21 protein-coding genes are annotated in these 20,516 nt (G+C 72.3%); 9 read left to right on the plus strand and 12 right to left on the minus strand.

The window, feature by feature from the left end; translation table 11 throughout:
- Positions 1–41 precede the first annotated feature (41 nt).
- Together J2S58_RS12030 and J2S58_RS12035 are read right to left on the minus strand one after the other, a co-directional pair.
- Positions 42–1,256, minus strand: a complete 1,215-nt coding sequence (locus J2S58_RS12030; RefSeq protein ID WP_205256885.1) for an MFS transporter — start codon at positions 1,254–1,256, stop codon at positions 42–44.
- Positions 1,257–1,298: 42 nt separating this feature from the next.
- Positions 1,299–2,162, minus strand: coding sequence for an aldo/keto reductase (locus J2S58_RS12035; protein ID WP_205256884.1), 864 nt, complete (start codon positions 2,160–2,162; stop codon positions 1,299–1,301).
- 184 nt (positions 2,163–2,346) lie between these two features.
- Here J2S58_RS12035 and J2S58_RS12040 point away from each other — a divergent pair, with 184 nt between their 5' ends.
- From J2S58_RS12040 to J2S58_RS12065, 6 genes are all read left to right on the plus strand, one after another.
- Positions 2,347–4,128, plus strand: coding sequence for a glycosyltransferase family 87 protein (locus J2S58_RS12040; RefSeq protein ID WP_205256883.1), 1,782 nt, complete (start codon positions 2,347–2,349; stop codon positions 4,126–4,128).
- Positions 4,129–4,316: 188 nt separating this feature from the next.
- A complete protein-coding gene (gene rpsF / locus J2S58_RS12045) occupies positions 4,317–4,625 on the plus strand; it encodes a 30S ribosomal protein S6 (protein WP_306828369.1) in 309 nt (102 codons plus the stop codon).
- A gap of 8 nt (positions 4,626–4,633) precedes the next feature.
- Positions 4,634–5,164, plus strand: a complete 531-nt coding sequence (locus J2S58_RS12050; RefSeq protein WP_205256882.1) for a single-stranded DNA-binding protein — start codon at positions 4,634–4,636, stop codon at positions 5,162–5,164.
- Between the two features lie 99 nt (positions 5,165–5,263).
- A complete protein-coding gene (gene rpsR, locus J2S58_RS12055) occupies positions 5,264–5,500 on the plus strand; it encodes a 30S ribosomal protein S18 (protein WP_205256881.1) in 237 nt (78 codons plus the stop codon).
- 13 nt (positions 5,501–5,513) lie between these two features.
- Positions 5,514–5,966, plus strand: coding sequence for a 50S ribosomal protein L9 (gene rplI, locus J2S58_RS12060; protein WP_205256880.1), 453 nt, complete (start codon positions 5,514–5,516; stop codon positions 5,964–5,966).
- A 349-nt stretch (positions 5,967–6,315) separates the two neighbouring features.
- Positions 6,316–7,134, plus strand: a complete 819-nt coding sequence (locus tag J2S58_RS12065; protein ID WP_205256879.1) for a DeoR/GlpR family DNA-binding transcription regulator — start codon at positions 6,316–6,318, stop codon at positions 7,132–7,134.
- Positions 7,135–7,174: 40 nt separating this feature from the next.
- On the opposite strand, the gene J2S58_RS12070 is transcribed toward J2S58_RS12065, so the two are convergent.
- Positions 7,175–7,882, minus strand: a complete 708-nt coding sequence (locus J2S58_RS12070; protein ID WP_205256878.1) for a hypothetical protein — start codon at positions 7,880–7,882, stop codon at positions 7,175–7,177.
- 155 nt (positions 7,883–8,037) lie between these two features.
- The gene (locus J2S58_RS12075) at positions 8,038–8,748 is read right to left on the minus strand and encodes a TetR/AcrR family transcriptional regulator (protein ID WP_205256877.1); all 711 of its coding nucleotides are present in this window, start codon (positions 8,746–8,748) and stop codon (positions 8,038–8,040) included.
- Positions 8,749–8,785: 37 nt separating this feature from the next.
- Here J2S58_RS12075 and J2S58_RS12080 point away from each other — a divergent pair, with 37 nt between their 5' ends.
- Positions 8,786–9,982 (plus strand): MFS transporter, encoded by a 1,197-nt coding sequence (locus J2S58_RS12080; protein ID WP_205256876.1) that lies wholly within the window; start codon positions 8,786–8,788, stop codon positions 9,980–9,982.
- Between the two features lie 377 nt (positions 9,983–10,359).
- Here J2S58_RS12080 and J2S58_RS12085 read toward each other — a convergent pair whose 3' ends face one another.
- On the minus strand, positions 10,360–10,521 hold the full coding sequence (locus J2S58_RS12085) for a hypothetical protein (RefSeq protein WP_205256875.1): 162 nt from the start codon (positions 10,519–10,521) through the stop codon (positions 10,360–10,362).
- A gap of 178 nt (positions 10,522–10,699) precedes the next feature.
- Between J2S58_RS12085 and J2S58_RS12090 the strand changes: the two genes are divergently transcribed.
- Together J2S58_RS12090 and J2S58_RS12095 are read left to right on the plus strand one after the other, a co-directional pair.
- Positions 10,700–11,074: a hypothetical protein gene (locus J2S58_RS12090; protein ID WP_205256874.1), complete on the plus strand. Its 375-nt coding sequence runs from the start codon at positions 10,700–10,702 to the stop codon at positions 11,072–11,074.
- 144 nt (positions 11,075–11,218) lie between these two features.
- Positions 11,219–12,499 carry a hypothetical protein gene (locus tag J2S58_RS12095; RefSeq protein WP_205256873.1) on the plus strand — a complete coding sequence of 427 codons (1,281 nt, stop codon included), beginning with the start codon at positions 11,219–11,221 and terminating at the stop codon, positions 12,497–12,499.
- Between the two features lie 27 nt (positions 12,500–12,526).
- Here the strand turns inward: J2S58_RS12095 and J2S58_RS12100 are convergent, their stop codons facing one another.
- From J2S58_RS12100 to J2S58_RS12130, 7 genes are all read right to left on the minus strand, one after another.
- A complete protein-coding gene (locus J2S58_RS12100) occupies positions 12,527–13,579 on the minus strand; it encodes a 2-hydroxyacid dehydrogenase (protein ID WP_240188864.1) in 1,053 nt (350 codons plus the stop codon).
- Positions 13,576–14,736, minus strand: coding sequence for an ABC transporter ATP-binding protein (locus J2S58_RS12105; protein ID WP_205256872.1), 1,161 nt, complete (start codon positions 14,734–14,736; stop codon positions 13,576–13,578). Before J2S58_RS12105 ends, J2S58_RS12100 begins: the two co-directional genes overlap by 4 nt.
- Positions 14,726–15,955: an ABC transporter ATP-binding protein gene (locus tag J2S58_RS12110; protein WP_205256871.1), complete on the minus strand. Its 1,230-nt coding sequence runs from the start codon at positions 15,953–15,955 to the stop codon at positions 14,726–14,728. The genes J2S58_RS12105 and J2S58_RS12110 overlap by 11 nt, the downstream gene beginning before the upstream one ends.
- Positions 15,956–16,813 (minus strand): carbohydrate ABC transporter permease, encoded by an 858-nt coding sequence (locus tag J2S58_RS12115; protein WP_205256870.1) that lies wholly within the window; start codon positions 16,811–16,813, stop codon positions 15,956–15,958.
- Position 16,814: 1 nt separating this feature from the next.
- Positions 16,815–17,780, minus strand: coding sequence for a carbohydrate ABC transporter permease (locus J2S58_RS12120; RefSeq protein ID WP_205256869.1), 966 nt, complete (start codon positions 17,778–17,780; stop codon positions 16,815–16,817).
- A gap of 121 nt (positions 17,781–17,901) precedes the next feature.
- Positions 17,902–19,371: an ABC transporter substrate-binding protein gene (locus J2S58_RS12125; RefSeq protein WP_205256868.1), complete on the minus strand. Its 1,470-nt coding sequence runs from the start codon at positions 19,369–19,371 to the stop codon at positions 17,902–17,904.
- Positions 19,368–20,084 carry a histidine phosphatase family protein gene (locus tag J2S58_RS12130; RefSeq protein ID WP_205256867.1) on the minus strand — a complete coding sequence of 239 codons (717 nt, stop codon included), beginning with the start codon at positions 20,082–20,084 and terminating at the stop codon, positions 19,368–19,370. Before J2S58_RS12130 ends, J2S58_RS12125 begins: the two co-directional genes overlap by 4 nt.
- Positions 20,085–20,516 lie beyond the last annotated feature (432 nt).

Here is a 20,516-nt window from a genome sequence, read left to right on the forward strand (position 1 = left end):
CCCGCTCACTGCCGGCCGCCCGCTCACTGCCGGCCGCCCGCTCACTGCCGCCCGTCCGCTCGGGCCGCCCGCCCGCGCAGCCGCCACCAGCGGATCGAGGCCACGGCCACGGCGGCCACCGCGAGGACGACCAGGGGCAGGCGGTCGCCGACGGACGGACGCAGGGCCTCCAGGGCGATGGGCACCCCGAAGCCCAGATAGGTGGCCACGTAGAAGGCCCCGGTGAGGGTGCCGCGGACGGCGGCCGGGGAGTAGGTCGTCAGATCGACCAGGCCGGCGCGCAGGCACAGCCCGTACCCCGTGCCGAGCAGCACGAAGGCGACCAGCACCAGCGGCAGGGTCGGGGCACCGCCACCGACGGCAGCCAGGGCCAGTCCGGCGGCGGCACTCAGCGCTCCGGCCGATCCGGCGCCCGGGCCCCACCGCAGCCGGCGGGCCAACGCCTGCACGACGATGCCGGTGCCCAGCACGGCCCCCGCGGCGGCCCCGGCGAGCAGCGGACCGCCCGTCGTCCCGGCCATCCGGGCCGGCAGGGTCACCACCCCGACGGTGGCCCCGGCGAACACCCAGGGCGCGATGGGCAGCGCCCAGCCGAGCGCCGTGCGGGCCGATCGACGGGGCCCGGCCGGGGCGCCGCTCGCCGTCCCGACCAGCACGCGGTGTTCGGCGTGGTCGGTCACCGGATGCCGGGGGGCGCGCACGGTGACGGCGAGCACGGCGACCACCGCCGCCGCGGACAGCGCGGCGCTGAGCAGGAACGGCAGCGCCAGCGGGGCCGGGCCCCACTGGGCGAGCACGCCGGACACCACCGGGCCGAAGGCGAAACCGCCGGTCAAGGCCACCCCGGCGCGGGTCGCCCCGGACGGTCCGCCGAGATCGGCGGCCCACGCCGTGCCCGCGCTGAACGTCGCTCCTGCCCCCAGTCCGACGATCAACCGCCCCGCCACCAGTCCCGCCGGTTCGTGCCATGCCGCCAGGAGCACCGTCCCGGACAGGGCGACCACCGCGCCGGGCACCGCGGTGCGGGCGCGGCCGATGCGGTCGGAGAGGGAACCGGCCAGCAGCAGACCGGGCAGCAGACCGACGGCGTAGAGCCCGTAGACCCCGGCGAGCAGCGACGGCGACAGCCCCTCGGCGGCGCGCAGGGCGGGCAGCAGCGCCGCGAAGTGGTTGGCCGCCCAGCCCGTGCTGAACAGCAGGAACAGCACCGCGCCGGTGCTGCGCGGAGGGGCGGTGCGTACGTGCGTGCCGATCACCGGAGCGACGCTAGAGCACCCGTCCCGACGGCCGGGTGGCGGTCACAGCATCTCCAGCGGGACCGGCCGGTCCGGGACCGGGAAGGCGCGATCCAGGTCGGCCAGGTCGTCCGGGGTCAGCGCGAGATGCAGTGCGGCGGCGTTCTCCCGCACGTGCGCGACGGATCCCGTCCGGGGGATGGCGCAGATCCCGCCGCCCCGGATCGCCCAGGCCAGCGCGACCTGGGCCGGGGTGACCTCGTGGCGACCGGCGATCTCGGCCAGCACCGGATGCCCGAGCAGGCGCCCCTGCTCGACGGGGGAGTACGCCATCACCGGCAGGCCGCGTTCCCGGCACCAGGGCAGCAGGTCGAGCTCGGGGCCCCGCCGGGTCAGGTTGTAGAGGACCTGGTCGGTGGCCACCCCCGGCCCGCCGGCCAGGGCGGCCAGCTCGGCCATCTCCCCGACGTCGAAGTTGCTGACCCCCCAGTGCCTGATCTTCCCGGCACGCTGCAGGTCCTGGAACCCGGCGAGGGTCTCGGCCAGCGGCTGGGATCCCGGCCAGTGCAGGAGGTAGAGGTCCAGATGATCGGTGCGCAACCGGCGCAGGCTGCGCTCGCAGGCCTGCACCGTGCCGGACCGGGAGGCGTTGGACGGCAGCACCTTGCTGACCAGCACGACCTCGTCCCGCCGGCCGGCGATGGCCTCGCCGACGAGTTCCTCCGACGCCCCGTTGCCGTACATCTCCGCGGTGTCGATGACGCGCAGGCCCAGATCCAGGCCGACCCGGATCGCGGCGGCCTCGGCGTCCCGGGTCCGCAGGCTGTCGCCCAGCTCCCAGGTGCCCAGGCCGATCCGGGGGACGGCACGCCCGGCCAGTCGGACGCCGAGTCCGGCCGGGCCGTCGGAGCGGGGGTGGTCGATCATGGGTTCCTCCGGTGTGATGACGGGCGGCAGCACCGGATCGCGGTCCCCGCCCTGCCCGCCCCCACCTTGCCCTGTACGGCCCGGATCCGGCCCCCTCGCGGGTCCGGACCACCCGGTCGGGCCCGTCCCGACACCGTCCGGTCGACCCACCGGGTCTTGATCCGGCGCCCCGTACCCTGACCCGGTGACGACAGCCCCCCCGGACGCGCCCGGCCCGGACGAGTCCGGGTCGCCGGGCCACGAGGGTCCCGACGGCGCGCCGGTGGCCGACGGGTCGGTGCTGACGCAGGAGCTGCGCCCCTCCGGTGGGGACGGGGACGACATCCCCGCGGACCGTTCGCTGAGCCCCACCGAACGGGTCGTGCCCTCGTGGACCGACCCGACCGTGCGCCGGGCGTCCGACGCCATCGGCGGACCGCTGGGCCGGCACGCGCTGGTCGGCCGGGCGCCGATCCTCACCCCGCTCCGGGTCTGTCTGATCATCGCGATCCTCGCGCTCATCGGCGGCTGGCTGTTCAAGTCCGCCTGCATCCAGCAGGGCCCGAACGGCAGCGGGGTGAGCCTGGACCAGAGCGGGCAGCGGCCCTGGCTGACCGCCTGCTACAACGACGTCGTCCCGCTGTACGGCAGCCACAAGCTGAACGAGGGTGCCCTGCCGTACAAGGCGACCTGGCTGGACAACGGCCAGCCGCGGTTCATGGAGTACCCGGTGGTCACCGGGTACTGGATGTGGGCGGTGGCCCAGCTGTCCAGCGTGTACGTCCACGTCACCCAGGCCACGGGCATCGCGCCGGTCCCGTTGGACGTGGCCGCCTACTTCACCGTGGGCGCGATCCTGCTCGGGCTGATCTATCTGGGAGCGGTCGCGGCCACGGCCCGCATCTCGCGCCGGCGGATCTGGGACACCGCGATCATGTGCGCCTCGCCGCTGCTGATCATCCATGCCTTCACCAACTGGGACCTGCTCGCCATCGGACTGACCGCGGGCGGGATGCTCGCCTGGGCCCGGGGCCGGCCGATCTGGGCCGGCGCGCTCCTCGGGCTGGGTGCGGCGGCCAAGCTCTACCCGCTGCTGCTGCTCGGCCCGCTGCTGGTGCTCTGCCTGCGGGCGGGCCGGATGCCGGCCTTCCTGCGCGCGGCGGGTGCCGCCGCCGTGGTGTGGGCCGCGGTCAACCTGCCGGTCATGCTGCTCTACCCGCAGGGTTGGTACGAGTTCGTCCGGCTCAACTCCGAACGGCCGCCGGAGTACGACTCCTGGTACTTCATCTTCGCCGAGATCACCGGGTCGCGGGTGTGGGACAAGACTCCCGGCGCCGACTCCCCGAGCCTGGTCAACACCCTCTCGCTGGTGCTGTTCCTCGTCGCGTGCGCAGCCATCGGCTGGTTCGCGCTGTCCGTCCGCCGCCGCCCACGGTTCGCGCAGCTGGCGTTCCTGGTGGTGACCGCATTCCTGTTGACCAACAAGGTCTGGTCGCCGCAGTACTCCCTCTGGCTGCTGCCCCTGGTCGCCCTGGCCCTGCCCCGGTGGCGGCTGCTGCTGGCCTGGCAGTTCGTCGAGGTGCTGGTCTGGGTGCTGCTGATGTTCTCGTTCGCCGGGGTGCAGAACAAGGGCCTGTCCATCCACCCGTTCCTGGGTGCGGCCGTGCTGCGCGACGTGTTGATCCTGACCATGGTGGTGCTGGTCGTCCGGGACGTGCTGAGACCGTCGAAGGACCTGGTCCGGATGGCCGGCGACGACGATCCCTCCGGCGGTGTGCTGGAGGATGCGGCGGACCGGTTCACCGTCCCGTCGCTGCCCACGCTGTGGGCGCGGCGGCGGGCGGGCCGGGACACCACGGAGGCCGAGCTCGAGCCGGCCGGGGTGGGCGCCGCCGGGGCCGAGCGTCCCGCTGCCGCCGGCGGTGCGACCGGCGCCCCCGGGCCGTCGGTGCCGGACCGTCCCGCCGACCGGCCGTCCGACGACTGAGCCGCCGCGGTCCCGTTCCACGGTGGTCCGGAGCGACCGCGGTGCGCTGGTAGCATGACCCGGTTGCCGACTGCCCGCCGGGATCACATCCCACCGGCGGGCAGCTCCATGTGGACACCTGTCCGCGTCGAGCGGCACATCCTCCTGCCACGGATCGACCGTGGCCGACAAGACCACAGGAGGTGTACGTGAGCGTTTCCACCGCGCCGCGTCACTACGAGCTGATGCTCATTCTCGACCCCAGTCTCGACGAGCGCACCGTCGCTCCGTCGATCGACACCTTCCTCAACGTCATCCGTCAGGGTGGTGGCACCGTCGAGAACGTCGACGTGTGGGGCAAGCGTCGTCTCTCGTTCGAGATCCGGAAGAACGCCGAGGGCATCTACGCGGTCATCACCGTGAACGCCCCGGCCGCCGTCGTCTCCGAGCTGGACCGCCAGCTCAACCTGAACGAGTCCGTGCTGCGCACCAAGATCATCCGACCCGACGCACGCTAGGGGATCTCATGGCAGGCGACACCGTCATCACCGTGGTCGGCAACCTCACCGCCGATCCCGAACTGCGCTTCACCGCCTCGGGTGCCGCGGTGGCCAACTTCACCGTGGCCTCCACGCCCCGCGCCTTCGACCGCAACACCAATGAGTGGAAGGACGGCGAAGCCCTCTTCCTGCGCTGCAACATCTGGCGCCAGGCTGCGGAGAACGTCGCCGAGACCCTGACCCGGGGCACCCGGGTGATCGTCAGTGGTCGGCTCAAGCAGCGTTCCTTCGAGACGAAGGAAGGCGAGAAGCGCACCGTCATCGAGCTGGAGGTCGACGAGATCGGCCCCTCGCTGCGCTACGCGACGGCCAAGATCAACCGGGCCAACCGTCCGGAGGGTGGCGGCGGTGGCGGTGGCGGCCAGGGTGGCGGCGGCTACGGCGGCGGCCAGTCCGGTGGCGGCGGCGGGGCGCGCAACAGCCCGCCCGCCGACGATCCGTGGAACTCCGCCCCGCCCGCGGGTGGCGGCGGTTACTCCGACGAACCGCCGTTCTGATCCCTGCCGCGCGTTCTCCCGGACCGGCCTCCCGCCGGTCGCCCCTGAATCCTCTTCCGCACCCGGGACCCACCGGGTGCGACATCCGAAAGACGTGAGATGCCCAAGCCCCCCCCGAAAGTCATCAAGAAGAAGGCCTGCCCGTTCTGTCGGGAGAAGGCCCCGGTCATCAACTACAAGGACACGACCCTGCTCCGTCGGTTCATCTCCGACCGTGGCAAGATCCGCGCCCGCCGGGTCTCCGGCAACTGCACCCAGCACCAGCGGGACATCGCCATGGCCGTGAAGAACGCCCGTGAGGTCGCCCTGCTCCCGTACACCTCCACCGCACGCTGAGAGGGGACCGACCATGAAGTTGATCCTGACCACTGATGTCTCCGGTCTCGGCGCCCCCGGCGAGGTCGTCGAGGTCCGTGACGGCTACGGCCGCAACTACCTGCTGCCCCAGGGTCTGGCCATCGCGGCCACCAAGGGTGCGGAGAAGCAGGTCGCCGTGATCAAGCGGGCCCAGCTGGCCCGGGAGATCCGCGGCGTCGAGCACGCCAACGAGGTGAAGCAGGCGCTGGAGAAGCTGTCCGTCTCCATCACCGCCCGCACCACCGGCGACGGCTCGAAGCTGTTCGGCTCCATCACCGCGGTCGACGTCGCCGACGCCATCAAGGCGGCCGGCGGCCCGTCCCTGGACAAGCGGACCGTCGACACCGACGGCCACATCAAGACCGTCGGGGCCCACCCCGTCACGGTCAAGCTGCACCCGGGCGTCACCGCCTCGCTCACCGTGCGGATCGCCGCGGCGAGCTGATCGACCGGCGGCACGCCGCCGTCGCACGTGCACCATCGGAAGGGCAGTGGCTCCCGGGCCGCTGCCCTTCCGCGCGTTCAGCGCCATGTGCCGGCGCGTTCAGCGCCATGTGCCGGCGCGTTCAGCGCCAATGTGCCGGCGCGTTCAGCGCCATGTGCCGGCGCGTTCAGCGCCGATGTCGCCGCGCATTCCGCACCGTTTCCCTGCGCGTCCGTTCCGGTGCATCCCGCACCCGGTACTCGGCGTGGTGCGTGTCAGACTGTGCTCATCGGAGCGGGCCGCGCTCCCGGGTCCGAGAGCGGGTGACAGCTTTGCGCTCCCGGCCCCGAGTTTCCCGAGTCCTCCCCGGATGACCGCCGTCGACCGGCCGGCGGATCGTCCCGCGTCGGACAGTCCCGATCTGGTCGAGCGTCGCGAGGTCATCCGCGGGATCGTGCTCCGGGACGGCTTCGCCCGGATCGACGAGCTGGCCCAGCGCCTGGGCGTCAGCCTGATGACCATCCACCGGGATCTGGACGCGCTCGCGGCCCAGGGCTATCTCACCAAGATCCGGGGCGGTGCGACGGCGAATCCGTCCGCGCTGCTCGAGGCGAGGGTGCCGGAGCGGGTCGCCGCGATGCGGGACGAGAAGCTGGCCGTGGCCGCGCATGCGGCGAAGCTGCTGAGTCCCGGGCAGACGATCTTCCTCGACGACAGCACCACGGCCCTGGCGATGATCCCCCACCTGGTGGCCGCGGCCCCGGTGACGGTGGCGACGAACTTCCTGCCCGTGATCCCCCGGTTGGCGGGCCAGCAGGGCGTCGAGCTCATCGTGCTGGGCGGGCAGTACCACCCGGTGCCCGAGGCCTGCTTCGGCAGCCGGACCCAGGAGGCGATCGGGCATCTGCACGCCGACCTGGCCTTCCTCTCGACCACGGGCATCAACCGACTGTCCTGCTACCACCGCTCGGAGATCACGGTGACCTCGCGCAAGGCATTCATGGCCAACTCCACGAGCACGGTGCTGCTGGTGGACCACGCCAAGTTCGGTCGACCGGCGTCCCATCTGCTGGCCAAGCTCACCGATTTCGATCTCGTCGTGGTGGACGAGGGCATCGACGCCGAGGACGAGACCGAGATGCGCGCCGCAGGGGTCCACTACGAGATCGCCCGCCGCCTGCGCGCTTGACACAGGCGGAGGGCCGGCGCCACCAGGTGCAGTCCCCGGATCAGGCCCGCAGGGAGGCGATGCTCAGCGACCCGGCCACCATGTCGGCGGCCAGATCGTCCAGGGACCTCCCGTCCACGAACGCCCGGGACCGCAGCAGGGCCAGTGCGTCGAGGAAGGTCACGCCCAGCGTCACCGAAGCCATGCCCATGGCGATCGGCACCTGGTCCCGTCGGCGCTGTTCGGACTGCCGGCGCCGGCCTCCGTCCAGGCTGACGGCGGCGACGAACTCCCGGCCCACCAGAGCGGCGAGCACCTCGGCGATGACGGCCGCAGCGAGTTGGTCGTCCACCCGATGGCAGCCCTGCGGATCGACGAAGTAGACGTCCAGGGCGCCGAGCCGGGGCAGGGGGAGCGCGAGGATCGACCGGAACGGGGTCCGGGTCAGCATCTCGCCCGCGAACACCGGCCACCGAGTCGCCAGGGCGGCGGCATCGGCCGGGATCGTGGCCTGCAGGGCGAACGCGTCCAGGCAGGGGCCTTCCCCGGTGGTGAACTGGAGCCGTTCGGCGGCGCTGGAGGCCGGATCGGACGAGCCGAGGGGGGCGCGCAGGGAGACGTCGGAGGACAGGCTCAGTCCGGCGCCGTCGGCGTCCAGCAGATGCGCCGCGGCCCAGGCCAGCCGAGCGGGGAAGAAGTGTTCGCCGGCGATCTCCGGGCGATGCCCGGCCGATTCCACGGCGTCGGCGAATGCGCTCGAGATGGTCATCAGGTGCCGCCCGTCGGCTCCGTCCGCGGACGGAGCCCTCGATGCGGGGCTCTCGACCGTTGACTCGGCGGTGCCCCGGACCTCACGGTAGACCGCTCGACGCATCGGTCCGGACCCCGTGCGGCCCGTTCGGTCGACGCCGCTTCGCTGCCGGGTCAGCCTCCGTTGTCCCGTCCCCACCGTCGCCGCCGCAGCCGACCGCCGGTCCGGCTCACCTCGGGGACGCCGGCGGTGACCCGTTCGACGGCCCGGGTGACGGCGGCCGTGTCAGTCGTGTCGGCCGGGTCACCGGTGTCGCTGCCGCCGGGTGCCCGCAGGCTCAGTGCCCGGTGCAGGGTCAGCCCCTCGACGAGCGCGTCCAGCTGGGTGGCCTCCTCGGGAGTGAAGTGGACGCCCAGCGCCGTACGGCTGCGCGCCATCCAGGCGTCGGTGATCGCGCGGTACGCGGGTCGGCGCGCCGCCAGGGCGTACAGCTCGAGGGTGACGGCGAGATCACGCCGTTCGGCGAAGACGTCCTCGACGATCAGGGCGACCACCGCCCGCCGGGCCGCCGCACGATCACCGGCCCGGTGCATGCGCAGGTCGAACCCGTCGGCGACCCGATCCGCGAACCGGGTGAAGGCCTCGTGCAGCAGGTCGTCGATACCGGTGAAGTGGTAGGTCATCGAACCCAGGGGCACCCCGGCGGCCGCGGCCACCTTCCGATGGGACGTCCCGGCCACCCCGTCGGCGGCGACGACGTCGAGGCAGGCGTCGATGATCCGGTCCCGACGGCCCGGATCCGGGCGGCGGGCCACCGATCTGTCCCCACCGCCGTCGGGCTCCGACGTCGGGTCGGTGGGGACCAACCCACTGCGTTCCGGCATGTGTACGACCGTACACTCGTGCTGTACGTTCGTCCGCATGAGTGTCGAGGTCACCCTTCCCGGTGCGGTCGAGCGGCGCGCGCGCCTGGCGGTGTCCGCCCTGTTCTTCACCAACGGTGCCCTGTTCGCCAACCTCCTGCCGCGATACCCGCAGATCAAGGCCGATCTGGGCCTGGACAACACGGCGTACGGGCTGGCCGTAGCCGCCTTCCCGGCCGGCGCCCTGGTCGCCGGTGTCGCGGCCGGCGTGGTCATCCGGCGGCTGGGGTCGGCATGGGCGGCGACGGCGGGGACGGTGCTGACCAGTCTCGGCGCGCTGGCCGCCGGCCTGGCTCCCACCGCGTGGGTCTTCGCGGTGGCGCTGTTCCTGGCCGGCGCGATGGACGCGGTCACCGACGTCGCGCAGAACGCGCACGGTCTGGTGGTCCAGCGCCGTTACGGGCGCTCGATCATCAACTCGTTCCACGCCATCTGGTCGATCGGGGCGGTGACCGGGGGAGCGATGGCCGCCGGGGCCATCGCGCTCGGCCTGCCGATCGGGGTGCACCTCGGCATCTCGGCCGTGGTGTTCTCCGCCGTCGCTCTCACCGCCCTGCGGTTCTGCCTGCCGCGGACAGTCGCCGGCGGCGAGGACCAGCCCCCGCCGGCCCACGCCGCCGGTCGGGCCGCCGCGTCCAGGACCCGTATCGGGATGATCGCGGCCGCTCTGGTGCTCATCGCCATCGCCGGGTCGGTGGTCGAGGACGCCGGCAACTCGTGGGCGGCGGTCTATCTGTCCGGGTCGCTGCAGGCACCGGCCGCGGTGGCCGCCACCGGGTTCATCGCCCTCGTCGGGGCCCAGTTCGTGGGCCGGCTCGTCGGCGACCGGTTGGTCGACCGCTTCGGCCAGCGGGTGGTGGCCCGCACGGGCGGGCTCATCGCGGCCGCGGGCATGGGCGCGGCCCTGGCCTTCCCGTCGGTGCCCGGCACGATCCTGGGGTTCGCGGCGGCCGGATTCGGTGTCGCCACCCTGGTCCCGGCCGCGATGCAGGAGGCCGACGAGTTGCCCGGACTCAAGCCGGGGACCGGGCTCACCCTGGTGTCCTGGCTGATGCGGCTCGGTTTCCTGTTCTCCCCGCCCATCGTCGGGGCGATCGCGGACGCGGCGAGCCTGCGGGTGGGCCTGCTCGTGGTCCCCGCGGCCGGGCTGCTGGTCGTCGTCACGGCGGGGGTGTTGTCCGGCCGACGCCGGTGAACCTTCCCGGCACGGGGCGCTGCAGCCACTCAGCCGGGCGGCCGGCGCGGGGATCCGCCGGGTCGGCGGGGCATCCGACCGGGGTCTACGTTCGGTAGAAGAGACAGGGACGGAAGGGCGCCGACACCGGAGCGCCCGACCGCAGTTGCGGAGCGCTCGTGCAGCAGTGGAAGAACACCTGGTCTGCCTTCACCGGTCGCCCGGACGCGGGGAACGGGCGGGCCCGCCCGCATTTCTGGCGGGGACGTCGTGCCAGTATCGCCGGCCGACCGGATCTGGACCCTCTTCGTTCGTGCGGGTGCCGGCCGCCCTGCGCGCAGGAGCACGGTCCGACGGCCCGGGCCCAGGTCGGCTGAGGCACCCCATGGGGCGGGAGGTCAGACGCGACCGGCGGCCTTGCGCTTGATCCAGCCGTAGGCGGCCGTGGCCACGAGCAGGACGAGGGCCACGATGGCCAGCCAGAAGAGGCCCTTGACCACGAAGCCGACGACGGCCAGGACGACCCAGATGACGAGCAGAACCGCGAGGAAGGCGAGCATGCCTCCACTATGCCCCGCCGGGGGCCCCGCGACGGCCGCCCGGTTGCGGGGCGCGCCGGTGCGTCGGACGGACGAGCGCGGACGGGGTGGCCGGGGTGCACGGCGTGCGTGCGAGAGGGCATGTCCCCGCTGTGCAGTACACCCGGCGGGACCTGCGGACCGGCGGTAGCGTGCCGGAATGGTCGGCACACGCCACGGTTGCCCGGAGCCGCTGAAGGGCTGGCTCGAGGCGAACGGTCAGGACCATCTGGCGTCGGCCGGCCTGCACCCGCTGGTGACGTTCACGTTGGGCGCGGCCCAGGAGGGCATGCCCCCGTTACCCGCCGATGTGCTGGCCGGTTGGGCGCTCACCCTGGTGAACGAGCGGGTGATGCTGCTCCAGTCGACGATGGCCTATCTGGACCGGGCCCGCCGGGCGGGTATGTCCGACCCCGAGATCACCCGGTCCCTGGACCTGGTGCTGCCGGCGGGACAGACGGTCACGGAGTACTCCGCCGGTCTGCTCGCCGAGGTGGAGGACTGGCGCCGCCGGGTCGGCATGGTCGGACGCTAGGGCACTGCCCCGCGTCCCACCCCGCCGGGTCGCCCCCCGTCACCGAATGTGCGGCGGCCCGTCGGTACGGACTCCGATCGAGGGATGTCGGGACTCGGGCCGTGGCCGCAGACTGCGGGAAGGAGCCGAGCCCGGGGGGACGATGTGGCGGCAGTCGAGGAGTTGGGCGAGGTCGCCGGGCTCGCGGCACTCGCCGGTGGGGTGACGAGGTCCGCGGCATGGACGGATCGGGACGCGGTGGACCGTGCGCTGCGTCGGGTCGACCGGTCGATCGCGTCGGACCGGGAGGAGTCCTCCCGGCCGGCCCCCGCGGCCGCGCGGCCGTCCGCCGATTGGCAGTCGCGGCTGCTCGACATCCTCGACCCGTCCCGCGACGAGCACACGGACCCGCCGCCGGCCGACCCGGAGGGTGCGGCGCTGCGGGCGGAGGCCGACGCGCAGGCAGCGGTGACGGTGGCCCGACTGGCCCTGCGGGAGGCGCAGCGGGCCGTGCTGGAGTCCCGAGCGGCCGCGTTGCGCGCCCTGGCCCTCGACCCCGCCTGCATTGGCCCCACCCGCGCCGACGGGGCCGACACCCGCCTTGCCGCCGCGGTCCGCATCCCGCTCGCGCATCGTTTGCTGCCGCCCGGGCACCCGATCCGCGCTCACGCGCGGGCGGTGACCGAGGGGGTGGCCCACGAGTTCTCCGCGCTGCTCCGCGATCGCCCGCGGCCCATCCTGACCAAGCTGGCGGTCGGCCTCGGGTTGGGGCTGGCCTACCTCGGCTACCTGCGGCTCTTCCGGTGGGACGACAAGGAGGAGGTGATGCCCTACCTCGCCCTGTACGCGCTCTCCGGGGTGATCGGCGGAGTGGTCTGCACGAACGCCCTCTGTTGGGACGCCGGGCGGGTACGAGCCGCGCTGGTCGGCGGTCGTCGGCTGTGGCAGCTGCTGCTGGCCAAGAACATCACGCTGTTCGTGCTGGTGGGGGCGGTCGGGCTGGTCCTCAGCGGGCTGCTGGCCTGGCGGGCCGGTGAGCCGGCAGCGCTGCTCAAGGCCGTCGGGCAGCTGATCACGATGATGCTGATCTGGCTGGGGATCGGGAACGTGCTGTCCGTGGTCTCGCCGTTACGGGTGGAGCCGCTCGAGGCCCGCCGTCAGGACGGCACGCTGCGGCCGTTCCTGCTGTCCTTCGTCAGCTCCTACGTCGTCGGCCTCGGCGTCAACCTCATGCTCACCTGGCGGGTCTGGGCCAAGCAGTCGATGATCGCCGAGCTCGGCGGCCCGCTCGTGCCGGTGCTCACCCTGGTGGGAAGCGCGTTGGTGAGCTACCTGCTGCTGACCGTGCTCGCGGTCAGCCTGACCGAACGCCCTCGCGTCCGGCGGACGCTGCTGCGCGAGATGATCGACCACCGCGCCACGGTGCGGACGCCCGCCCTGCCCTGAGCGCCCGCCGGCGGCGATGTCCCGGCATCACCCGGAGAGCACCTCGGGGTTGGCGCAGTGCTGGAGCGTGCCGTCCCGCAGATAGGTGCCGACCGCGGCGACCACGGCCTCGGCGGAGAAGTCGGCGACGCGGCGGGACGCGCCGGCCAGGTGGGGGGTGGCCACCACCCGCGGATGGGCGAGCAGGGGGGAGCCCGGCGGCGGGGGTTCGGGATCGAAGACGTCGAGCGCGGCTCCGGCGACCTGCCCGGACTGCAGCGCGGCGACCAGGTCGTCGGTGACGACGAGCTCACCGCGGGCGGTGTTGACGAAGAACGCGCCCGGTCGCAGCTTGCCGAAGAACGCGGCGTCGGCCATGCCCGAGGTCTGCGGGGTGAGTCGCGGGTGCAGGCTGACGATGTCGCACCGACCGAGCAGATCGTCGAGCTCGACCGGCTGCGCGCCCTCGGCGATGATCCGGGCCGGGTCCGCGTACGGGTCGCACACCAGCACGGTGGACCCGAAGGCCCGCAGCAGCCGGGTGACGTGTGCCCCGATGGCGCCGAAGCCGACGAGCCCGACGGTGGCGTGTCCCAGCTCCGGTCCGGCGAGCTCGTACCGGTAGTAGCTGCCGTTCCAGGTCCCGTCGATCAGCTGGTGCGATCCCGGACCGATGTTCCGGGTCACCGCGATCATCATGCCGACGGTGAACTCGGCGGCGGCGGTGAGGTTCCGCCCCGGCAGATAGGCGACCGGGACCCCCGCCGCCGTGGCTGCGGCGATGTCGATGTTGACCGGGCCGCCCCGGACGCTGCCGATGATCCGCAACCGACCGGCGCCCTGGATGACCCGGGCGGTGACCGGGGCGAGATGGGTGACGATGACGTCCGCCTCGGCGGCCAGCCGGGCGAACTCGTCGGGATCGCCGGCCGCCTCGCGCACGCCGTCGACGTCGCCGAAGGCCTCGTCCGGCCAATCACTCGCGATGGTGAGGACGGTCAGCTCACCGAGATCGGCCAACTGGGCGTGGACCTGGGCGGCGAGGGCGTCGGCGGTGATGAAGGCGTCGCCCGCGCAGAGCACGGTCAGCGGTCGGGTCATCGGATGCGGGTTCCGTCCTTCTGGTCGAACAGGTACACCCGGTCCGCCGCGGCCGAGAAGCCGATCCGGTCGCCGGGTCCGACGGGGGAGCCGGAGGGCAGCTGGGCCACCACCGGGGCGGGCAGTCCGGGGACGGCCAGCGTGACCAGGGTGAATTCCTGGAGATCCTCGACCACGAGCGCCTCACCGTGCAGGCCCGGCGCGTCGGCCTCGGCGGCCCGGCAGTCCTGCGGTCGGATGCCGACCATGACGGTGGCGCCCGGGGTGGCGGTGGTCGCCCGTGACTGCAGCACGCTGCCGTCGCCGATGCGCACCGTCGTCCCGCTGCCGGACCGCTCGACGACGCCCTCGACGAGGTTGATCTTTGGCTCGCCCACGAAGTCGGCCACGAACTGGTTGGCCGGGTCGTCGAAGACCTCGTCGGGGGTGCCGAACTGCTGGATGATGCCCTGGTCCATCACGGCGAGCCGGTCGGCCAGGCTCAGCGCCTCCAATTGGTCGTGCGTGACGACGATGGTGGTGTAGCCGAACTCCCGCTGCAGCACCTTCAGTTCGCGCCGGACCCGTTGCCGGGCCGAGGCGTCCAGGTGGGAGAGCGGCTCGTCGAGCACGAGCACCTTGGGGTTGCGGATCAGCGCGCGGGCCAGCGCGACCCGCTGCTTCTGCCCGCTGGACAGCCCGGCGGGGCGCAGCTTGAGCAGCTCGGTCATCTCCAGCCGCTGGGCCAGCGCGTCCACCCGGGCGTCGGCGTCCGGCACCTTGCGGGCCTTGAGCCCGTAGGCCAGGTTCTCCCGGATGTTCAGCGGCGGGTACAGCGCGTAGGACTCGAACCCGACCCCGACGTCGCGCTTGCCGGGGGGCAGGTCACGGATGGAGCGGTCGCCGATCCGGATGTCGCCTCCGGTGACGGTCTCCAGCCCGGCGATCATCCGCAAGGTGGTGGTCTTGCCACACCCCGACGGGCCCAGCAGGGCGACCAGTTCGCCGGGCTCGATCTGCATGTCGATGCCCTTGACCGCCTCGAAGGTCGGCCGGCCCCGGGTCATGTACGTCTTGCGCAGGTCGGTCAGCGTGAGGCTGTTCCCGGCGGACGGCGCCGCGGTGGCGGCCGCCGGGTGGGCCCCCGTGCGGGGAGAGGTGAGGGTCTCATCGGCCATTGCTGACTCCCGGAACGGTCGAGGGGGCGGTGGTCGATGCGGCCCGGCCCGCGGGCGGGGCGTGGGCGGGACCGCGGTGGGCGGTGCCGTCGGCGGCGCCGAGCCGCGCGGTGTCGTCGGTGATCGCTTCCGCCGTGTTCCCGGCGCTGCCGGCGAAGACGTGCACCTTGGCCGTGGCCACGCTCAGCGCCACGCGGTCGCCCTCGGCGAACGGGTGGGCGCCGTCGGACAGCACGATCAGGTTCGCGTCGCCGACCCGGACGGACAGTTCGATCTGCCGGCCGAGACGTTCGGCCAGTTCCACCCGACCGGCCATGGTGACCCGGCCGTCGGCCGGCTCCTCGTCGACGGTGGCGCGGACGTCACCGGGACGGATGCCCAGACGGACGTCGTCGCCGGGGCGGACGGCCAGGTCGCCGCCGGTCAGCGGGATCCGCACGGCGCCGTCCCCGGCGACCAGTGCGCCGCCGTCGACCCGCGCGGGCAGCAGATTCATCTCCGGCTGGCCCAGGGCCCGGGCCACGAAGCTGTCGACCGGGCGCAACCACACGTCGGCCGGGGTGCCGACCTGGACCAGTCGGCCCTCCTTCAGGACGCCGATGCGGTCACCGAGGGACAGCGCCTCCTGGTAGTCGTGGGTGACGTACACCGTCGTGGTGTTCGACATCTGGCCCAGGCGCTTGAGTTCCGCGCGCATCGCGGCCCGCAGCTTGGCGTCCAGGTGCGAGAGCGGTTCGTCGAGCAGGTAGACGTCGGCCGGCCGGACGAGCACCCGGCCGAGCGCGACCCGCTGGCGCTGCCCGTTGGACAGCTCCCGCGGCAGCCGGCTCAGCAGGTGGTTGATGCCCAAGGTGGTGGTGACCGCGTCGATCCGGTCCTTCTGGTCCTGCGCCGAGAAGGTGCCCAGCCGCTTGGACTTCAGCGGTGAGGCCAGGTTCTCCGACACCGTCCGCTGCGGGTACAGCGCGTAGGACTCGAAGGCCATGCCGACGTTGCGCCGGTAGGGCTCCACGCCGGTCATGTCCCGTCCGGCGATGGTCACCGTGCCGGAATCGATCTCCTGCAGCCCGGCGATCGACTTCAGGGTCGTGGTCTTGCCCGCCCCGGACGGACCGAGCATGACGAAGAACTCGCCGTCGGCGATGTCCAGGTCGACATCGTGCAGGGCCTGCTTCTTGCCGTAGGTCTTGTTCAGACCGGACACCGTGAGGGTGGCCATCTATGCCTTCACCGCCCCGAAGGAGAGCCCGCGCACCAGGTACCGCTGGATGGACAGGGCCAGGATGAGTGGGGGCAGGGCGCCGATGAGCGCCGCGGCCGCCGCGTGGTTGTAGTAGATCTGACCTCCGCCGCCCTGGAAGGTGGCGATGGCGACGGTGACCGTCTTGAGCTCGTTGTTGGCCAGGATCAGCGGGAAGACGTAGCTGTTCCAGGCGAAGATGAACGCCAGCAGTGCGCCCGCGGCGATGCCCGGGCGGACCAGCGGCAGGGCGATCCTCACGAACGCCTGCGTGCGGGTGTACCCGTCGAGCAGCGCGGCCTGCTCCAGGTCCGGCGGCAGATCCTGGAAGTAGGACCGCAGGATCCAGACCACCAGCGGCATGGTGACCAGCTGCAGCACCCAGATGAGGCCGAGAGAGCTGTCCAGCAGGCCGGTCTGGCGGTAGATGATGAACAGCGGCACCAGCACCATCAGCTCCGGGGCGAACCGGAACGACAGCATCTGGAACATCAGGTCGTCACTGCCCTTGTACTTCCACCGCCCCGCCGCGTAGGCCGCCGGGATGCCGATGATCAACGACACCAGCACGGCGCCGGCCGAGGTGATCAACGAGTTGAACAGCCCCTGCCGCAGGTCCGACCCGGTCTGCCCGAAGAGGACGAACCGGAAGTTGTCCAGGGTCGGGGTGAAGGTGAAGAAGGTGTTCTGCTGCTGCTCGGTGGACTTCAGCGACAGCAGGATGAGCCACACGATGGGGAACAGCGAGAAGACGAACCACAGGACGGTCAGCACCTCGGCGCCGACACCCCCTGGGGTGAGCCGCTTCTGGCCGGGCATCAGTTCTCGACGGGCCATGTCAGTCCTCCGCTCCGGCTGCGCGCCGCTGGGCCCTGCCGAGGACCCCGACCAGCACCCGGGCGGTGATGAAGACGATGATCCACAGGATGAACATGTAGGTGGCGCCACGGGAGTACTGCCCGTTGTTGATGAGGTCCTTGAACGCGCTGACCTGCAGGGTGGTGGTCGCGTCGCCCGGGCCACCGCCGGTGAGCACCTGCGGGATGTCGAAGATCTTCAGGCAGTCCATGAACCGGAAGATGACCGCGACCAGGATGTACGGCCAGATCAGCGGCAGCATCAGCCGGCGGAACATGTAGACCGGCCCGGCGCCGTCGACCGAGGACGCCTCGAACGGCTCACGGGGCAGCGACCGGATGCCGGCGAGCACGAGGATGGCCACGAACGGGGTGTAGATCCAGACGTCGACCAGCACCGCGGAGTACAGCGCCGTGTCGGCCGACAGCCAGTTGAAGGTGCCCAGCCCGAGCACGTGGTTCAGCACGCCGAAGTCCGCGTTGTACATGAACTTCCAGGCCAGCGCGGCGATGGCGGGCGCGATCATCAGCGGGAGGATCAGCACCTTCTCGAAGATGCGCCCGATGATCGTCGACCGGTTGAGCAGCAGCGCGATCCCGACGCCGAGCACCGTCTCGATGACGGTGGCCAGCACCGCGTAGTAGACGGTGACCCAGGCCGCGTGCCCGATGAAGAACGTGCCGCCCGGGGTGAGCACCTGCTGGAAGTTCTCGAACCCGATGAACCGCCGGTTGCGGGTGGTCTGGGCCGAGTAGTTCTGGAACGCGAAGATCACCCCGATGACGAACGGGTAGAGGATGCCGATGATCAGCGCGACGGCCGGGACCGAGAGCAGGTAGGGACGCAGGTCCCGTCGCCACTTCGGCACCTGGACCGGGGGTTTGCCCGGCGGGGGCGGGGTCGCGCCCGTGTCGGGCAGGACCGGTTCGTCCAGCATGGAGGACATGGCCGTCTCCTGTACTCACGTGGGTCGGGGGTGCGGTCGGTCGGGGCGGTGGAACGGGTCGGCCCGGAGGGGGACCGGCCGGTGGGGCCGGCGCGGATCGCGCCGGCCCCACCGGAACGGCTCAGGCCTGGTTGACCTTGTCGGCGGTGGCCGAGGCCAGCGCGTCGAGGCGGGTCTTGGCGTCCTGCCCGCCGTAGATGTCCTGCAGGGCCCCGGCCCAGTCCTCGGTGGTGGCGAAGAACTGGGTCTGCGGGGTGAACTGGATCTTGGTGGAGCCGATGACCTTCTCGAAGGTCTCCAGGTACCCGGGGTACTCGGTGCCGATGGAGGTCTTGAACGCGCCGTCGAACACCGTCTGGCGGACCGGATCGGCGAAGTTGCCCGACGTCGCGGCCTTGGACAGCGCGTCCTTGCCGGTGGCCCACTGGATGAACAGCCAGGCGGCCAGCTTGTTCTCGGGCTTGGCCGCGGAGTTCATGGCCAGCGACCAGGTCCACAGGTTGGTGCCGTAGCTGCCGTCCGGGCCGGCCGGGCCGGGGTGCCAGCCGAGCTTGCCGGCGACCGCGGTGCCCTTCCACTTCGGGTACGTCGCGGAGTCCGCGTCGTAGACCATCATGGCCTTGCCGTCGGCGAGATCCTGGGTGGCCTGCGGGTACTCGTAGCTGGTCCAGCCGGACGGGCCGGCGTTCTTGGCCAGGTCGGCCCACTTCTGCGTGAAGGTGACCGCGGCGTCGGAGTTCATCGTCGGGACGAGCTTGCCGTCGGTGAAGGAGAAGTCCTTGCCGCCCTCGCGGGTGAACTGGGTCATGAAGCCGGGGTGGATGGTCGCCCAGGACTTCGACCCGCGGTAGGAGATGCCGTAGGTCCCGGCCGAGCGGTCGGTCAGGTCGGTGGACAGCTGGATGAGGTCGTCGAAAGTCTCGGCCGGCTTGATGCCCTTGGCGTCGAAGACCTCCTTGTTGTAGCAGATGACGTTGGTCTCGAAGCCCCACGGGATGGCCCACTGGCCGCCGGTGCCCAGCGCCGACCCCTTCTGGAAGTCCCAGCGGGTCGAGGTGCGCAGACCCTCGAAGATGTCGTCGAAGTCGTACTCCGGGGACGTGGCCGAGGTGTTGTCCAGCCAGGGCTGCAGGTCCTCCATCCATCCGGGCGGGCCGTACTGCCAGATGAAGTAGGCACCGGTCATGAACACGTCGTGGGCGCTGGAGGCGCCCTGGAGCTCCGAGGTCAGCTTGGTGAAGTAGTCGGCCTCGGGCACGTCGTCGTACTCGACGGTGATGCCGGTCAGCTCGGTGAACTCCTTGTACAGCCCCATCTGGTCGAAGGTGGAGACGTACGGGTGCGGGGTGCGCAGCAGGCGGATGGTGGTGCCCGAGGCCTTCTTCCAGTCGAAGTCGCCGGTGACGTCGCCGGCCGCTGCGGAGGAGGACCCGCCGCCGGCGGCGTCGTCACCGCCGCCGGTGAGACCACAGGCGGACAGCAGCGGGACCGAGGCCGCCAGCGCGCCGCCGAGCCCCATGGCCTTGAGCATGGAACGCCGGGACAGCCCGGACCCGGGGCGGATCAGGGGGTTGGGGTCGAAACGGTTCATGACGGGGTTCCTCCATCGAGGCTGACGGACAGGGACGGGTGGCGGTCGGCGACCGCGCCGGAACGCACGGGGACGGGGACCTCGAGCGGGACGTTGAAGCTGCGGAGGGCGGCGAGATCGCCGTCCCCGCCGGTGAGCTGGATGTCGGTGAGGGTGCCGTTGTCCAGGCGCGGCAGCACCCGCCGGTAGTGCGCGAGCGGGATGCCCAGGAGCACGCACAGCGACAGCCGCAGCAGCGTGTTGTGGGCGACGACGAGCACCCGCTCGCCGGGATGGGCCGCGGCAATCCGGCGCAGCGCGGTGGCTCCGCGGACCGCCGCCCCCTCCACCGGTTCGGCTCCGGGGAACGGGTGCCGGACCGGATCGGCCAGGAAGGCCGCCGCGACCTGCGGGTCCTGCTCCCGCACCTCGGCGATGGTCAGTCCCTCGGCCATGCCGAAGTGCACCTCGGCCAGCTCGTCCACCACGACGGCGGGCCGACCCAGGGCGGTGGCCACCGGCTCCGCCGTCAGCCGGGCCCGGCGGACCGGGGAGCAGTACATGGCCCGCAGGTCGGCCCCGGTGGCCCAGCGGGCCAGGGCCTCCGCCTGGGCGAGGCCGACCTCGGTGAGGTCGACGTCGCTGGTGCCGGCGTACCGGTTCTCCGCGTGCCAGACGGTCTGCCCGTGCCGGGACAGGACCAGGTGGGCCGGGGCCGGGTCGGTGCGGGTCACCGGACGTCCGGTCGTCCGGGCGCCGGGAACCCGCCGCTCGCCCGTCCGGGCACGGGGGTGACCCGGCCGGGCCGTTCGGGTGCGTCGTTGCCACCGCTCATCAGCGTGATCCACCTCACCATTGGGGATGTCCCGCTAGATATAACAGTGAGATCGTGAAGTCCGCAAGGGTCGGAACCACACCGTGACCGTGGCGTGGCTTCGGAGGCGGGGGGACAACCACTCGTTCGGACGTCGGGCCTGCCCCCGACCCGGTGCCTGGGCGAATCCTGGCTGGCCCACGGTCACACCTGCCCCGCCCGCCACCCTTGTGGGGGTCCGGGCGCCCTGTTAACTTCACTGCGACTTCTCACAGCACGGCCACCGGCCGACCCGGCGCGGGGCCTTCCCGGCCGGACCGGTCGGGTGGGCCGCCCCGGCCGTCCGTCGGTC

This window comes from Nakamurella flavida, assembly GCF_030811475.1.
In the GTDB taxonomy this organism is placed as follows: Bacteria; Actinomycetota; Actinomycetes; order Mycobacteriales; family Nakamurellaceae; genus Nakamurella; species Nakamurella flavida.

What these genes read in the sequence shown, in the direction of transcription:
- J2S58_RS12035 (WP_205256884.1), bottom strand. Translation starts at nt 2,162, where the DNA reads ATGATCGACCACCCCCGCTCCGACGGCCCGGCCGGACTCGGCGTCCGA.
- J2S58_RS12050 (WP_205256882.1), top strand. Translation starts at nt 4,634, where the DNA reads ATGGCAGGCGACACCGTCATCACCGTGGTCGGCAACCTCACCGCCGAT.
- rpsR (WP_205256881.1), top strand. Translation starts at nt 5,264, where the DNA reads ATGCCCAAGCCCCCCCCGAAAGTCATCAAGAAGAAGGCCTGCCCGTTC.
- rplI (WP_205256880.1), top strand. Translation starts at nt 5,514, where the DNA reads ATGAAGTTGATCCTGACCACTGATGTCTCCGGTCTCGGCGCCCCCGGC.
- J2S58_RS12065 (WP_205256879.1), top strand. Translation starts at nt 6,316, where the DNA reads ATGACCGCCGTCGACCGGCCGGCGGATCGTCCCGCGTCGGACAGTCCC.
- J2S58_RS12070 (WP_205256878.1), bottom strand. Translation starts at nt 7,882, where the DNA reads ATGACCATCTCGAGCGCATTCGCCGACGCCGTGGAATCGGCCGGGCAT.
- J2S58_RS12075 (WP_205256877.1), bottom strand. Translation starts at nt 8,748, where the DNA reads ATGCCGGAACGCAGTGGGTTGGTCCCCACCGACCCGACGTCGGAGCCC.
- J2S58_RS12080 (WP_205256876.1), top strand. Translation starts at nt 8,786, where the DNA reads ATGAGTGTCGAGGTCACCCTTCCCGGTGCGGTCGAGCGGCGCGCGCGC.
- J2S58_RS12085 (WP_205256875.1), bottom strand. Translation starts at nt 10,521, where the DNA reads ATGCTCGCCTTCCTCGCGGTTCTGCTCGTCATCTGGGTCGTCCTGGCC.
- J2S58_RS12090 (WP_205256874.1), top strand. Translation starts at nt 10,700, where the DNA reads ATGGTCGGCACACGCCACGGTTGCCCGGAGCCGCTGAAGGGCTGGCTC.
- J2S58_RS12100 (WP_240188864.1), bottom strand. Translation starts at nt 13,579, where the DNA reads ATGACCCGACCGCTGACCGTGCTCTGCGCGGGCGACGCCTTCATCACC.
- J2S58_RS12105 (WP_205256872.1), bottom strand. Translation starts at nt 14,736, where the DNA reads ATGGCCGATGAGACCCTCACCTCTCCCCGCACGGGGGCCCACCCGGCG.
- J2S58_RS12110 (WP_205256871.1), bottom strand. Translation starts at nt 15,955, where the DNA reads ATGGCCACCCTCACGGTGTCCGGTCTGAACAAGACCTACGGCAAGAAG.
- J2S58_RS12115 (WP_205256870.1), bottom strand. Translation starts at nt 16,813, where the DNA reads ATGGCCCGTCGAGAACTGATGCCCGGCCAGAAGCGGCTCACCCCAGGG.
- J2S58_RS12120 (WP_205256869.1), bottom strand. Translation starts at nt 17,780, where the DNA reads ATGTCCTCCATGCTGGACGAACCGGTCCTGCCCGACACGGGCGCGACC.
- J2S58_RS12125 (WP_205256868.1), bottom strand. Translation starts at nt 19,371, where the DNA reads ATGAACCGTTTCGACCCCAACCCCCTGATCCGCCCCGGGTCCGGGCTG.